This window comes from Caldibacillus debilis DSM 16016, assembly GCF_000383875.1.
GTDB classification, from domain to species: Bacteria; Bacillota; Bacilli; order Bacillales; family Caldibacillaceae; genus Caldibacillus; species Caldibacillus debilis.
This window is the reverse complement of the sequence record NZ_KB912879.1, coordinates 264,403-278,362: the sequence shown is the minus strand read 5'-3', so window position 1 is coordinate 278,362 and position 13,960 is coordinate 264,403. Positions and strand designations below refer to the sequence as shown.

Sequence of the window (13,960 nt, the reverse complement as noted above, 5' to 3'; positions counted from 1 at the left end):
CGACGCAAACATGAGGTGTTTTCCATGTTGAATTCCCGCATGCGCATCATTTTGCAGGAGCTGTTGGGGGCGAGTTCCCCCTTGACGAGCGAATATTTGGCGAAGGTTGCCAGCGTCACGTCACGGACGATCCGTCATGACATGCGGATGTTGGAGGAAGCCGTTGCCGGCCACGGCGCGCGGATCGAATCGATGCGCGGGACCGGCTATCTGTTGAAAATCATCGACAAGGAAAAATTTAAAAAATTTTTGACCGATGTTGCGGAGATTGATTCCCGCCACGGCCGGATCATCCCCCTTTACCCGGAAGACCGCGTCCGCTACATGATCCGCCGCCTGCTCTTGACCAACCATTATTTGAAATTGGAAGATTTGGCGGATGAACTTTTTGTCAGCCGCTCCACCGTGCAGATGGATTTCAAGGCCGTCAAAAAAATTTTCCGGTCCAACGGGATCGAAATCGTTTCGAAACCGAATTACGGCATCAAAATTAAGGGGGATGAAAAAAAGCTCCGGTTCATGCTGTCGGAATATCTTTTCAACCGCAGGGACGATATCCACCGGTTGATTACGGAATTCCCTTTTTTGCCTTCCCGGGAAATCGCCGGGATTCAGAGGATCATTTTGGAAAAAATGGGCCGATACGGGCTTGTCATGACCGACATTGCCCTGACGAACCTCATCGTCCACATCGCCATCAGCTGTGCAAGGATCCGGAACAAAAATTATGTTTCCATGCCTTCTGTTGAAGAAAAGGAGATCATGAACAAGAGGGAATATAAAATCGCCGAAGAAATAGTCCGCCAATTGGAAAAGGAAATTCAGGTCAAATTCCCTCCGCAGGAGATCGCCTATATCACCCTCCATTTGCTGGGGAACCGCCTGTTCCACGAGGACCGTACGGACCAGGAAGAAGTGAAATCGCTGCTGGACGGTCCGCCGGGCGAATTGGCGAAAGAGATCATACGGAGAGTGGAAGAAAAAATGCACCTGGGGATCGCGGGGGACCGGAAACTCGCCATCAGTCTCGTCCTGCATCTGGAGCCCGCGATCAACCGCCACCGGTTCGGCATGAATTTGCGCAACCCCCTGCTGGAGGATATTAAAACGAATTACCCGTTGGCCTTCGAGGCGGGGGTCATCGCCAGCACGGTGATCCAGGAAAGGCTGGGAATCAAAATTGAGGAGAGCGAGATCGGCTATTTGGCCATCCATTTCGGCGCGGCGATCGAAAGAAGGAAAAGGCCTTCCCCCCGGAAAAGATGCCTCATCATTTGCGCCTCCGGAGCGGGGAGCGCCTATCTGTTGATGTATAAAATCAAGGAGGCGTTCGGATCGAAGATCGAGATTGTGGATACGACCGGTTATTACAACCGGAAAACTTTCCCCTTTGGTGAAATCGATTTCATCATCAGCACCATCCCGATCCGCGAGCCGATGAACGTCCCCGTCATTCAGGTGAACACCATCCTGGGAGAGGGCGATGTGCGGAAAATCGCCCGGTTCCTTTCCGAAAGGGACGGGAATCCGCTGGAAAAATATTCGGGGAAGGATCTCATCTTTCTGCAAAAATCCTTTGCGGCGAAGGAAGAGGTGATCTCCTTTCTCTGCGAAAAATTAAAAGAAAGGGGAATGATCCCGGACGGCTTTTTCGATTCGGTGATGGAAAGGGAGGAAATCGCCCCCACCTGCTTCGGCAATCTTGTGGCCATCCCCCATCCGATGGTCCCGCAAACGGATACCACCTTTTGGTCCGTTTGCACGCTGAAAAAACCGATCCAATGGTCCGATAAAAGGGTGCAGCTGGTTTTCCTGTTAAGCGTGCAAAAAAAGAACGCGAAGGATTTGCAGGAGATGTACAAAATCTTGATCCGCGTCCTGGACGATCCTGCCATCGTCCAGCAGCTTGTAAAAGCCGACACCTATGAAGCGTTCGCCAGCGTGTTTTACGACGCCTTCGTCAAGGAGACCCCGGGCGCGTAAACGCCCTTCCCGAAAATTCCGGACCGGATGGGGGAAGGGAACGGGGAAGCGGAAGGAGCCGGATTCGTCCGGAAAGTTTCAGGAAGGGAGGCCGGCGCAGGCTCCGGAGCCCGGAAGCAAGGAAAGGACGGTCGATGCAAGTTCCGGCTGCGGCCCGCAAACCTTTCCCAATCCCGTTTCGCCATCCGGTTTCTCCCTCTTGGAATGGGCCGGCGCCCCGCGATTGGTCCGGTCCGGAAATCCATCCTTCGAAATTTTTCCTGTATTGAATTCTTATCCGACGGAAATCATCCAAAATTGCTTCCCGCTTTGAAACATTCCGGTTACGGGTCCTGAAGCCGGCTGAAAAAAGGCGACGGAGCCGGAAGAACTTCCCCGGATCTCCGGCCGCTTCCCGATCCGGGACATCCGATGACGGGAAAAAATACGGAAAGAGCCGTTGGAGCATTCCTTCCCCGTCTCTTCAGACACGGAACGGGAATGCCTCACGGCTTTTTGATTTGCAAAACCGGGCGGGCCATTGCGGAACGAAAAATCTTTCCTCTCCCGCCGCCGCCCAAGGCCGCAGGCCGCCCGGCTTCTTCCCGGCTCCCCTTCGGGCGGCTTTCCGCGGTTTCCGATTTTGAAAACATCCTTTTCCTCATCCTTAAGGAAAAAAATTGGATGCAAATCGGAGGATTTTTTCTTTAACCTGTAAGTGAGATTAACAGATCTGACCGATTCAATTCAGGAAAGGATGTGAATGATGGATCGGCGGGAGGAAACGATCTTTCAGATGATTCTTCACAGCGGGAATGGAAAAAGCCTGGCGATGGAAGCGATTTCGTTCGCCCGGATGGACAATTTTTCCGAAGCGGAAAACGCCCTGAAAGAGGCGGAGAAGGAAATCAACGAAGCCCACCGCGTTCAGACCGCCTTGATTCAAGAAGAAGTCAGCGGAAAAGGGATTCCCGTTTCCCTGCTGATGGTCCACGCCCAGGATCACTTGATGACGGCAATAACGGTCAAAGAGCTGGCCAATGAATTGATCCGGCTTTACCGGAAAATGAATGGAGGGGAAAAGGAATGAAGACGGGGCTGAAGATTGCGACGATCGGCGGCGGCTCAAGTTACACGCCCGAACTGATCGAAGGTTTTATCAAGCGTTACGATGAGCTGCCCGTTTCGGAAATCTGGCTCGTGGATATCGAAGAAGGGAAAGAAAAATTGGAAATCGTCGGGAACCTGGCGAAAAGGATGGTGAAAAAAAGCGGGCTTCCCATTGACGTGCATTTGACCCTCGACCGGAAAGCGGCGCTGGAAGGGGCGGATTTTGTCACGACCCAATTCCGGGTCGGCCGGATGGAAGCGCGCATCAAGGATGAGAAGATTCCGTTGAAATACGGCGTTATCGGCCAGGAAACGAACGGTCCCGGCGGCCTGTTTAAAGCGTTGCGGACCATCCCCGTCATTTTGGACATTTGCCGGGAAATGGAGAAATATTGCCCCGACGCCTGGCTCATCAATTTTACCAACCCGGCCGGGATGGTTACGGAAGCGGTGCTGCGGTATTCCAACATCGAAAAGGTCGTCGGGCTTTGCAATGTTCCGATCGGCATGGAAATGGCCGTGGCCAGGATGCTGAATGTGGATCATTCGCGGATCCGCATCGACTTTGCGGGTTTAAACCATATGGTGTTCGGGCTCGACGTCTATTTGGACGGGGAAAGCATCATGGACAAGGTCATCGGGATGGTCACGGATCCGAAGAACACGGAAGTCGTCAAAAATGTCCCCGGGGCCGGCTGGGAACCTTCCTTCATCAAAGCCCTCCGCCTCCTGCCCTGTCCGTACCATCAATATTATTTTAAAACCCGGGAAATGACGGAGAAGGTGCTGGAAGAGGCAAAGACCTACGGGACGCGGGGGGAAGTCGTGCAAAAATTGGAAGAGGAATTGTTCGAACTATACAAAGATCCGAATCTCGACGTCAAACCCCCCCAATTGGAAAAAAGAGGGGGCGCCTACTATTCGGAAGCGGCGGTCCGTTTAATATCCAGCCTATACAATGACAAGAAGGACATCCAGCCGGTGAATACGCGGAACAACGGGGCCATCGCCGGCATTCCGGCGGAGAGCGCGGTGGAGATCAGCTGCATCATCACGAAAAACGGGCCGAAACCGATCGCTGTCGGGGATTTGCCTTTCCCGGTCCGGGGGCTCGTCCAACAGATCAAATCCTTTGAACGGGCGGCCATCGAGGCGGCGGTGACCGGCGATTACGACATGGCCGTGTTGGCGCTCACGATCAATCCTTTGGTCGCATCGGACACCCTTGCCAAAAAGATCGTCGACGAAATGTTGGAAGCCCACAAAAAATACTTGCCCCAATTTTTCAATAAGCGGCAATCGGTGCAATGAGATTCAAACTGCATAAAAGAAGCGGACAAAAGTTTCGCAGGCTGGCCCTGAACCGGGACCGACAAATGGAAAAAGCTTCGCCCCGGCCGTTTTCCCCGCTGATGGAGGAAAAGCGGCCGGGGCTTTTTCCGCCGAACCGGGGACCGGGTTGCCGAAACACCGGAATCCTTTCGTCCGGTTCCCGGCAAAAAAATTCGGGCATTATCCATATAAAATTTCCTAAACCGCAAAGGAAAAAAAAGATATGCAGTTGTAACCGTTTCCAAAATATAATAACAGGCAAAGAACGGACATCAGCGCATTCAATGCAAAAGGTTTTCAAAAAACAGAAAAGGCGGTGGTACAGCATTGAAAAAAATTCTTCTTGTTTGCGCAGCGGGGATGTCTACAAGTCTTCTTGTCAACCGGATGAAGGAAGCGGCGGAAAAAAAGGGGGTGGAGATCGAAATTTTTGCATTGCCGGTATCTGAAAGCAGTTCCGTGATCGATCAAGTGGATATCGTGCTGCTCGGTCCGCAGGTGCGTTACCAAAAACCGCAGGTCGATGCCATGGTAAACGGCCGGATTCCCGTCGAAACGATCGACATGCGGGCATACGGAACGATGGACGGGGAGGCCGTATTGAATCGGGCGCTGGAATTGATGAATAAATAAGGATTCTTCAAAAAGGAGGTTGTGGGGAATGTCATTCATGGATCGCTTTCAAAGCGTCATGGAAAAAATCCTGGTGCCGGTGGCCGTCAAATTAAATTCCCAGCGTCATGTCGTCGCCATTCGGGATGCCTTCATTTTGGCATTTCCGATCACCCTTGGCGGCTCCTTGATCATCTTGCTGAACTTTGCCGTTTTGGATCCGCAGGGGTTTATCGCAAAAATGCTCTTTTTGCACAAATTGTTTCCGAATTTGGCCGATTACCAATCGATTTTTTCACCGATCATTAACGCAACCGTCAATATCCTGTCGATGTTCATCGTCTTTTTGATCGCGAGAAACATTGCCATCGCGTTAAAAGCGGATGAATTGCTTTGCGGGATTACGGCCTTATCGACGTTTTTTATCGTTTATCCGCCGTTCCAAACGTTCGACGGCGTGAGTTATATGACGACCCAATGGACCGGTGCCCAAGGACTGTTTGTGGCCATCATCATCGGGATCCTCGTCGGGGAGCTTTTCAGCCAGCTGTCCAAATCGAAAAGATTGCAGATCAACATGCCGGCATCCGTGCCGCCCGCCATTTCCCGGACGTTTAAAGTGTTGTTTCCCATCGTCATCATAATGATCGTCTTTGCCATTGGCAACGCAATCATGAATGCGTTGTATCCGAAAGGACTTCATGCGTTGATTTATAACGTGCTGCAAGCGCCTTTAAAACAGCTGGGTACCAATATCCTTTCCCTCATCGTGCTGATCATCGTATCCGATCTCCTGTGGGTATTCGGGATCCATGGACCGAATACGACCGCGGCCATCCGTGAGGCCATGTTTGCCGAAGCCAACCTGGAAAACCTTAAATATGTGGCGGAACACGGCTCCGCTTGGGGGGCCCCGTACCCGGGCACCTGGTCCCTTGTCGACGCCTTCAGCTTTTACGGGGGATCCGGGATGACCTTGGGATTCATCATCGCGGTGTTCATCGCCTCCCGCAGGAAGGATTATCGGGACATCGCCAAATTATCCATCGCCCCGGGGCTGTTCAACATCAATGAACCGATCATCTTCGGGATTCCCATTGTTTTGAATCCGATTTTAATCGTACCTTTTGTCATCGTTCCGCCTATCAACGCCTTAATCGGTTATTCCGCCATCAAATTGGGGCTGATTCCTCCTGTGGCCTATTCCGTCGTGTGGACGACGCCGGGTCCGTTGATCGCCTTTTTGGGAACGGGAGGGAATTGGCTGGCGCTCTTCATCGGTTTCCTTTGCCTGGCCGTCGCCACATTGATTTATCTCCCCTTTGTCATCGCGGCCAATAAGGCTGCAGACGTAAATCAAAACAAGGAAAGGATCGCGGATGAACCGACACAAAGTACAAGTGTATAGCGGACAGATCAAATTTTTGCACGAGTATTTCGAGGATTACCGGGACGACCGGGTAAAGGTCGAAGTGGAGCGGCTGGATAAAATCGGCATGGTCCTCGCCGTCGAAACGGAAATGGGCGGAGAGGAAACGGTCCAATATTTGAAATCGTTGTTCAAGAAAACGAAATACGGCACCGCCCTCCATTATTCTTTCAAATTGTTAGAGTAATAGGGAAGGGGGGCCGCCTCCGGGATCGTCCGGCGGAAAGGAAGCCGGTCCGCCGCCCTGTCGGCGGCCAAACGAAAGAGCCGCCCCGTCGCCGCCCGGGTTTATAGGCGGCAAAAGGAGGGCGGCCGCCTCAAGGATCGCGTAAAAGGGAAAGCGGCCTTCCCGCCATCGGTGCAGCATGCGCACCATGGGGGACGCTGCGGCCGCCATGAAGAAAGGAAAGGGGCTGTCTCATCGTGACGGAGACGCCCCCTTCCTTTTTTCAGCGCTTTTTATTTTTACAAAAACCTTTCATGGCCGCCGGCAGCCAGGCGAACCCCCGCTATTCCTCCTCGTCCTCTGTCGCGAACATATAATTCCGATGATAATAGCGGATGCTGAAAATGATGCCCATCGCGAACATGTTCCCCATGAGGGAACTGCCCCCGTAACTGATGAAAGGCAAGGGAATGCCCGTGATGGGGAGCAATTGGATGGACATGCCGATATTTTCGAAGACATGGAAGGCAGTCATGCTGATAATCCCCGCGCAGACATAGGCGTTGAAATGGGAATTCGTTTCCAGGGCGGTTCGGATGATATGAAAAATCAACAGGAAATACAAGATAATGACAATGCTGGCGCCGATAAACCCGTATTCTTCGCCGATCACGGTAAAGATGAAATCGGTATGGTTTTCCGGCACATTGACTTCCCGGTCCAGATATCCTTTTCCCGTAATTTCCCCCGAACCGATGGCCTGCATTGCGGAAATGAGGTTAAAGCCTTCCTTGGTCGGATAACTGTAGGGATCCAGCCAGGAATAAATGCGTTTGAACTGGTAATCCGGAATATGGGCCTTCAAATATTCCGGGAATTGAATCATGACATAAATGATGCCCGCGCCGATCAGACCGACGGATAAAAACATGGGGATGATGATTTTCCAGCTGATCCCGGAAACCAAGAGAATCCCGGCCGTAATGGCCATTAGGACGAGGCCGGTTCCCAAGTCCGGTTGGTCCAGGACCAAGGCCAACGGGACCAATGCGGTCAAGGCGATCTTGGCGAACAGAAGAAAATCGGTCTTTAACGTTTTCATCAGATACTTTTGATGGTGATCGACGATCAGCCGCCCCATGGCCAGGATCATGAAAATTTTCATGAATTCGGAAGGCTGGAAGCCTACCCTCCCGAACCTGAACCAGCTTTTGACGCCATTCGTGTACGGGGCGATCGTTTCCGGAGCGATTTTTAAAAAGAGCAGCAAAAATATGCCAAATCCGTATAAATACCAGGAAAGCTTTTTGTATTGTTCCGGCTCGAAAAGCATGCAGCCGGCGATAATGATGCTTCCGACCACATACCAAAAAATCTGCTGTTTCACAAAATTGACTTCATAGGGACTCGTCGTCTGCGCGCTGGAAATGGCCAGACAGCTGACCACAAAAAAAAGGAACAGCAGGAATGCCAGCGTCCAGTCGAAACGGTCCATTTTCCTTTGTTCATTTTCCATCTTTCTTCACCTTTTGTTTAAAGAAACTGCCTTTCCTGTCCGAAGAAAAGAGAAACCTTCATGTGCCCTTATGGTAGCAAAGATCCACCTTCATGACAATAAAAAAACGAAGGAAAAATCGGTGAAAGGATTCCGGAATTGCCGTCCTCCGTTTTTCCTTAACAGATTGCTCCGGACCGTTCGCCGGTTTCCGATTTTTTTCTCCGGCATTATTTATCACCGGATGGTCCCGATCGGCGGATGGTAGCCGAACGGCCGTTGCCGTTTCCGCGTCCGCATCTTTTTCTGCAGGGAAGGATGGGTCCCTCGGAGCGGTTCTTGCTTGTTTCCGCATCCAATCCGTTTGCGGGAGGGGCGGGGTTTCCGCTGCCATCCGCGGCCTTCGTTTTCGTTTCCGGGAAAAACCCGTGTTCGGCGGCTGCTGCCGGAAGGCACGATAAGGGCCGGCGTTTTCCATGAAAAACCCTCCCAAATGCGGGAGGGATTTATGTCCGTCATCAGATGGCTTCCTTGTCTGCGGCGAAGTCGATCGATTGGACGGTTTCATCATCCGGCGCTTTCGTGACTTCGATATAACGGATGTGATGGTCTTCCATCTCGATAATTTTAAAGTTGTACTTTTCGAAGGAAACGACATCCCCCTGTTTCGCTTCGAAGTTTTCCGTCAAAATCCATCCGCCGATCGTGTCCACATCTTCGTCATCGATATGGATCCCCAGGAGGTCGTTGATGTCGGTGACGCGCATCTTCGCATCGATAATATAATGGTTTTCGCTGAGCTTTTGCACCAGGGGAAGTTCGTCTAAGTCGAATTCGTCCCGGATTTCCCCGACGATTTCCTCGATGATGTCTTCGACGGTCACCAGGCCGGAAGTTCCTCCGTATTCATCCAACAGGATCGCCATGTGGATTTGCTCCGTCTGCATTTTAACAAGGAGGTCATGAATCGGTATCGTATCGATGACGCGAATGATCGGGCGGATAAACGACCGCAGCGTCTCCTTCGTCCATTCGTTGCCGGAAACCAAGGCGGTCAAGACTTCTTTGATATTGATGAGCCCGATGACGTGGTCCTTGTCGCCGTCGATGACCGGGTATCGGGTAAATTTTTCACTCCGGACGATGTTCAAGAAGTTTTCCAGCGTGTCGTCGATCGAGATGGTGATGATCTCGGTCCGCGGAACCATGATTTCCTTCGCGATCCGGTCATCAAATTCGAAAATTTTATTCACATATTTGAATTCCGAATGGTTGATTTCGCCATTTTTATAGCTTTCCGACAAGATGAACCGCAGTTCTTCCTCCGTATGGGCGCCGTCGTTTTGCGGAGCAGACTTCAAGCCGAACATCCGGATCACCAGACGGGCGGATCCGTTCAAAAGCCAAATGGCCGGATACATGATCCGATAAAACCAAATCAAAGGTCTGGCCACCATCAGCGTAACGGTTTCCGCCTTCTGGATGGCCAATGTTTTCGGAGCCAGTTCCCCGACAACCACGCTGAGGAAAGTGATGATGGAGAAGGCGATGGCGACGGAAAGGGCGCTGGAAACGGACGAAGGGATCGGAACGTGCCCGAACAGCCTTTCCACCATCTGTTTAACGGTCGGTTCCCCCATCCAGCCGAGGGCCAGGGCGGTAACCGTGATCCCCAGCTGGCAGGCGGACAAATATTCGTCCAATTTGCTGATGACAAGCTTTGCCGAGCGGGCTCCTCTTCTTCCTTCTTCAATCAGTTTATCGATCCTTGAACTGCGGACGCGTACGATGGAAAACTCGGAAACTACGAAAAACGCCGTCAACGCGATTAAAATGGCAATAAATATAAGGTTAACTATATCGTCCAAGAAATTCCCCTCTCCTCGTCAGCGGAAAGAGCAGGGAGTCCACCTCCTAAAGTTTTGAGAAATGAAAGGATGCGAACGTTTGGCTCCGCGGGGCAAGACGAAAAAGACCGGGAAAGCGCATCACTCCTTAATGATGAAAAATTCTTAAAGAAACGAATATATGAGAATCATTGAATTGGTTCAGTCCGATTTCGATGGCGTCTGCAATCTGACACATTATTAATAATTATTATATGAAAGGATTGCCCGGCAGTCAATGAAGGCAGCGAAAAGGGCCGCCCCTTCTCCGGGCCGGCAGGAGGGATGATGGACATTTTTCACGCGATGATGGACGTTTTTTTCGCGATGATGGTTATTTTTTCTTCGATGTCGGACAAAGTTCTTCCCTTGTTGAACCTAAATTTTAAAATGTTGAACCAATCTTTGAAAATGTTGGACAGTCTTATGCAGTGTTGGACGGTTTTTTACCGATGTCGAACCATCCGGCGGAGATGTTGGACATTCCGTCGATCAAGCCGAAACCGATGTTGAACGTTCAGTCCGAAATATTGGACAAACGGATCTTTTATTGGACGATTTTCCAAAAATGTTGAACATTTTTCTTGCGATGTGGAACCATCCGATCCCGAAGAAAAAGAAAATGTTGGACATTCCGGCCGGGACAAAATGAATGGCGGGATTTCTGCGGCAACTGAACCGTAGGCCATCCGGGTTGGCCGACGGCCGGTTCCGAAAACCGGGTCCCTTCCTTATCTGTTCGCCGCTGCCCGTTTCCGCGGCCCGCAGAATCCGGGAACGGCCTTTCCGATCAGATCGCCCCTTTTGCCGGGTCCGTCTCCTTCTTCGCTCCTTTTTTCTGGGTGAAAAACGGGGAGATCGCTCCGGCCGTTTTTACCATTATATGCGGCCTTCTCCCATATTATCGATGGCCGGATTCATTTCGGACCATGAAAAAATCATCCCTTCTCCGCCCGCGGGAACGCTTCGATGTATTGCAGATGCCTCCCTTCCATTTGCAAAACCCGGAAAATGTAGCCGTCCTGCTCGATTTCGTCGCCTTTTTTTATGTTGTATTTCCTGGTCAAAAGCCAGCCGCCGAGGGTGTCCGCCTCATCATCGTCCAGATCCGTTCCCAGCAATTGATTCACTTCCTCGATCAGCATTTTGGCGTCGAGGACATAATGGCGGTCTTTGATTTGGCGGACGAAGGGAATTTCATCGGCGTCGAATTCGTCGTGGATTTCGCCGACGATTTCTTCCAAAATATCCTCCACGGTAACCATGCCCGCCGTCCCGCCGTATTCATCCAGCACGATGGCAATCGGGATCCTTTGCTTCTGCATTTTGACGAGCAGCGTTTGGACCGGCGTCGTTTCCATCACCCGGAGAATCGGTTTAATGTAAGGAAGAAGCGGGTTTTCTTCGGGACAATGGTTGTGTATGCAATCGGTCAGCACCTCTTTAATGTTGACAAAACCGATGATCCGGTCCTTGTTTCCCTCGGCCACCGGGTACCGGGTGTATCCTTCCTCATGCACCGTTTTAAGGATTTCCCTAAGCGGCGCATTCTTTTGGAAGCAGACGATTTCCGTGCGGGGGATCATGATTTCCTTGGCGATCCGGTTATCAAAATCAAAAATCCTTGTCACGTATTTATATTCCGACGGATTGATTTCGCCGCTTCTTAAACTTTCGGAGAGCAAAAGACGGAGATCTTCCTCGGAGTGGGCCCTTTTCCTTTTCGATGATATCCCGATGCCGAAGGATTTTCCCATCATCCGGACCGACCGGCCAAAAATCCGGGAAAAGGGGAACGGCACCCGAAGAAGGAGGTTTAACGGCTTCCGAAAAAGCGGCGCCATCTGCCCGAACCGGTTGCCGATCACGATGCCCGGCCACCATCTGGCGAAAAAAACGAATGAAGCCAAGAGAAAAAAAGCGGCAAGGAATGAAAAGGCTTGCCGCCAAATGAAAGGGATTTCCGTTGCAGCGAAGAGGGGCTTGATCCACCGTTCCGCCGCCGAATTTCCGAGCCATCCGAGCCCGAGGAGGGCCATGACCGTTCCCTTTTGGACGGCGGCCGAGTATTCTTCGGCGGGATGGACATCATCCGCGGCTTTTTTCTTCTGTCCGTCGTGATACCATTTGCGGATTTGCGAAGGCCTTAAATTTCCGAGCACATATTCGGCGGAGGCACAAAATGAGAGAAGGCCGATGAGGAAAAGAAAAAGAAAAAGATAAAGGAAAGTCATGGGAACTCCGCCTTCCGGCAGATCTTCACCTCCCGATCGCCTGTCGGTACCTATAACTTTCCCCATCTTTTTCTTTCTCATGCAAAGGCGTTCTTCCTGGCAGCCGGCGGCTGTCGGCGCCGCCGCTTCCCCGGCTTACCCGGCCCGCCGCTTTTTTCCCGTCTTCTCCGGGCTTTGTTGGCTTCCGGCGGGCGCGCGAGACGGATTCCTGCCGCTGAGGGAAGAAGGAAGCGGGAAGAACCGCCCCTTCTTTTTTGAGGAAAAGCCGGTTGCGCAGAGAATAGGGGGCTTCATACTAAATATTTGAGGAAAAGGGTCGCAATCGAAAAATAGGTGCTTATGGAAAAAATGTCGTTCAAGGTCGTGATCAGCGGGCCGGAAGCCACGGCCGGATCGATGCGGAAACGGTACAGCAGAAGCGGGATCAAGGTTCCCGACAAAGTTCCGATGATGATCGTCAAAAGCAGGGACAGGCCGACCACCAGCCCCAAATAGGCATTTCCCTGCCACAAGAAGGCGATTACGGCAATGATGGCGCCGCAGGTCAGGCCGATGATCACACCGACGAAAAATTCCCGGAAAATTAATCGCCATACGACTCCCTTGTTCAAATCTTCCTTGGCCAGCCCCCTGATCACCACGGCCAGGGACTGGGTTCCCGTATTTCCGGTCATCCCGGAGATCATCGGCATAAAGAAGGCAAGGGAAACGACGACATTCAGCGTGTCTTGGAAATGGCTGATGATGCTCCCTGACAGGATGCCGATAAACAGTAAAAGGATCAGCCACGGAAGGCGCCGGAAAGCGGCGGTGACGGAATTCGTCTGGAAGTCGATGGCCTTCCCGGTGGCCGACAATTTTTCGATATCTTCATAGGCTTCGTTGATGATGACGTCCAACATGTCGTCGATGGTGACGATCCCTTGAAGGACGTTGTTTTCATCCACGACCGGGAGGGCGAGGAAATCGTATTTTTCCATGAGCCGGGCGGCTTCTTCCTGGTCGGTGTAAACGGAGACGGAGATAACCCGTTCATACATGATGTTTTCGATTTTTTCCTCCGCATCCGCCAGGATCAAATCCCTGTAGGAGACGACGCCGACGAGCTTCCGGTTTTCGTCGACGACATACAAATAATGGATCGTTTCGGCATATTCCGCGAAGGATTTCAGTTTTTCCACGGCCTCTTGAACGGTATAATAATTGCGGATCCAGACGAAACGGTTGGTCATCAAGCGGCCGGCCGTTTCTTCCGGATATTGCAATATATTTTTAACGAAATCCGATTCCTCCTGCTCCATTTCGGCAAGCAGGGAGGAGGATTTTTCCGGCGACAAGTCATCAAGGAGGGAAGCTAAATCATCGTTATCCATTAAATTGAGGACTTCCCCCTTTTTGTCGATCCCCAGGTTGTTCAGTATCTCGATCTGCCAATTGCGATCCAGTTCCTGGATGACATCGGCCAAAAACGAATTGTTTAAATGGACCAAAAATCGGGATCGCAGCCGATCCGGCAGGCGGGTATAAATTTTTGCCACGTCATAGGGCTGGAGTTCGTCTAATAAAAGATCCAGCTCCTTCTTTTTGTTTTCCCGCAGCAGCTTTACGGCAAGGTGGGTCAGTTGTTCCTCGGTTAACAGATGATTCATTTCGCTTCCCCCTTTCGTTTTTCGGTATGATCCGTTGACTCGTTTATTATATTCAATCGGTGGAAGGGAGGCAATAAAAAGATGG

The 13,960-nt window shown here is 51.5% G+C and carries 10 protein-coding genes; 6 read left to right on the top strand and 4 right to left on the bottom strand.

The annotated features are described in order from the left end of the window. Positions 1-24: 24 nt before the first annotated feature. From A3EQ_RS0101940 to A3EQ_RS0101895, 6 genes are all read left to right on the top strand, one after another. Positions 25-1,983, top strand: a complete 1,959-nt coding sequence (locus tag A3EQ_RS0101940) for a BglG family transcription antiterminator (protein WP_020153496.1) — start codon at positions 25-27, stop codon at positions 1,981-1,983. Between the two features lie 745 nt (positions 1,984-2,728). Continuing rightward, entirely contained in the window at positions 2,729-3,052 is a 324-nt protein-coding gene (locus A3EQ_RS0101920) for a PTS lactose/cellobiose transporter subunit IIA (RefSeq protein WP_026499665.1), read from the top strand. After that, positions 3,049-4,383, top strand: coding sequence for a 6-phospho-beta-glucosidase (locus A3EQ_RS0101915; protein ID WP_020153492.1), 1,335 nt, complete (start codon positions 3,049-3,051; stop codon positions 4,381-4,383). The genes A3EQ_RS0101920 and A3EQ_RS0101915 overlap by 4 nt, the downstream gene beginning before the upstream one ends. Before the next feature lie 348 nt (positions 4,384-4,731). Further along, positions 4,732-5,037, top strand: coding sequence for a PTS sugar transporter subunit IIB (locus tag A3EQ_RS0101905; RefSeq protein WP_026499664.1), 306 nt, complete (start codon positions 4,732-4,734; stop codon positions 5,035-5,037). 28 nt (positions 5,038-5,065) lie between these two features. Next, on the top strand, positions 5,066-6,424 hold the full coding sequence (locus A3EQ_RS0101900; protein ID WP_020153489.1) for a PTS sugar transporter subunit IIC: 1,359 nt from the start codon (positions 5,066-5,068) through the stop codon (positions 6,422-6,424). Beyond that, the gene (locus tag A3EQ_RS0101895) at positions 6,396-6,632 is read left to right on the top strand and encodes a hypothetical protein (protein WP_040368970.1); all 237 of its coding nucleotides are present in this window, start codon (positions 6,396-6,398) and stop codon (positions 6,630-6,632) included. Before A3EQ_RS0101900 ends, A3EQ_RS0101895 begins: the two co-directional genes overlap by 29 nt. Positions 6,633-6,954: 322 nt before the next feature. Here the strand turns inward: A3EQ_RS0101895 and A3EQ_RS0101885 are convergent, their stop codons facing one another. The 4 genes from A3EQ_RS0101885 to mgtE form a co-directional block, all read right to left on the bottom strand. After that, the gene (locus tag A3EQ_RS0101885; protein WP_020153486.1) at positions 6,955-8,127 is read right to left on the bottom strand and encodes an FtsW/RodA/SpoVE family cell cycle protein; all 1,173 of its coding nucleotides are present in this window, start codon (positions 8,125-8,127) and stop codon (positions 6,955-6,957) included. Positions 8,128-8,624: 497 nt separating this feature from the next. Next, positions 8,625-9,974, bottom strand: a complete 1,350-nt coding sequence (locus A3EQ_RS0101870) for a hemolysin family protein (protein ID WP_020153483.1) — start codon at positions 9,972-9,974, stop codon at positions 8,625-8,627. A 956-nt stretch (positions 9,975-10,930) separates the two neighbouring features. Continuing rightward, positions 10,931-12,292, bottom strand: coding sequence for a hemolysin family protein (locus A3EQ_RS0101850; RefSeq protein ID WP_244874550.1), 1,362 nt, complete (start codon positions 12,290-12,292; stop codon positions 10,931-10,933). 224 nt (positions 12,293-12,516) lie between these two features. Next, positions 12,517-13,875 carry a magnesium transporter gene (gene mgtE, locus A3EQ_RS0101840; RefSeq protein WP_020153478.1) on the bottom strand — a complete coding sequence of 453 codons (1,359 nt, stop codon included), beginning with the start codon at positions 13,873-13,875 and terminating at the stop codon, positions 12,517-12,519. Positions 13,876-13,960: the final 85 nt, after the last annotated feature.

Excerpts from the sequence above, each read along its gene's own strand:
- A3EQ_RS0101940 (WP_020153496.1), top strand. The coding sequence starts at position 25 with ATGTTGAATTCCCGCATGCGCATCATTTTGCAGGAGCTGTTGGGGGCG.
- A3EQ_RS0101895 (WP_040368970.1), top strand. The coding sequence starts at position 6,396 with ATGAACCGACACAAAGTACAAGTGTATAGCGGACAGATCAAATTTTTG.
- A3EQ_RS0101920 (WP_026499665.1), top strand. The coding sequence starts at position 2,729 with ATGGATCGGCGGGAGGAAACGATCTTTCAGATGATTCTTCACAGCGGG.
- A3EQ_RS0101900 (WP_020153489.1), top strand. The coding sequence starts at position 5,066 with ATGTCATTCATGGATCGCTTTCAAAGCGTCATGGAAAAAATCCTGGTG.
- A3EQ_RS0101885 (WP_020153486.1), bottom strand. The coding sequence starts at position 8,127 with ATGGAAAATGAACAAAGGAAAATGGACCGTTTCGACTGGACGCTGGCA.
- A3EQ_RS0101915 (WP_020153492.1), top strand. The coding sequence starts at position 3,049 with ATGAAGACGGGGCTGAAGATTGCGACGATCGGCGGCGGCTCAAGTTAC.
- A3EQ_RS0101850 (WP_244874550.1), bottom strand. The coding sequence starts at position 12,292 with ATGGGGAAAGTTATAGGTACCGACAGGCGATCGGGAGGTGAAGATCTG.
- mgtE (WP_020153478.1), bottom strand. The coding sequence starts at position 13,875 with ATGAATCATCTGTTAACCGAGGAACAACTGACCCACCTTGCCGTAAAG.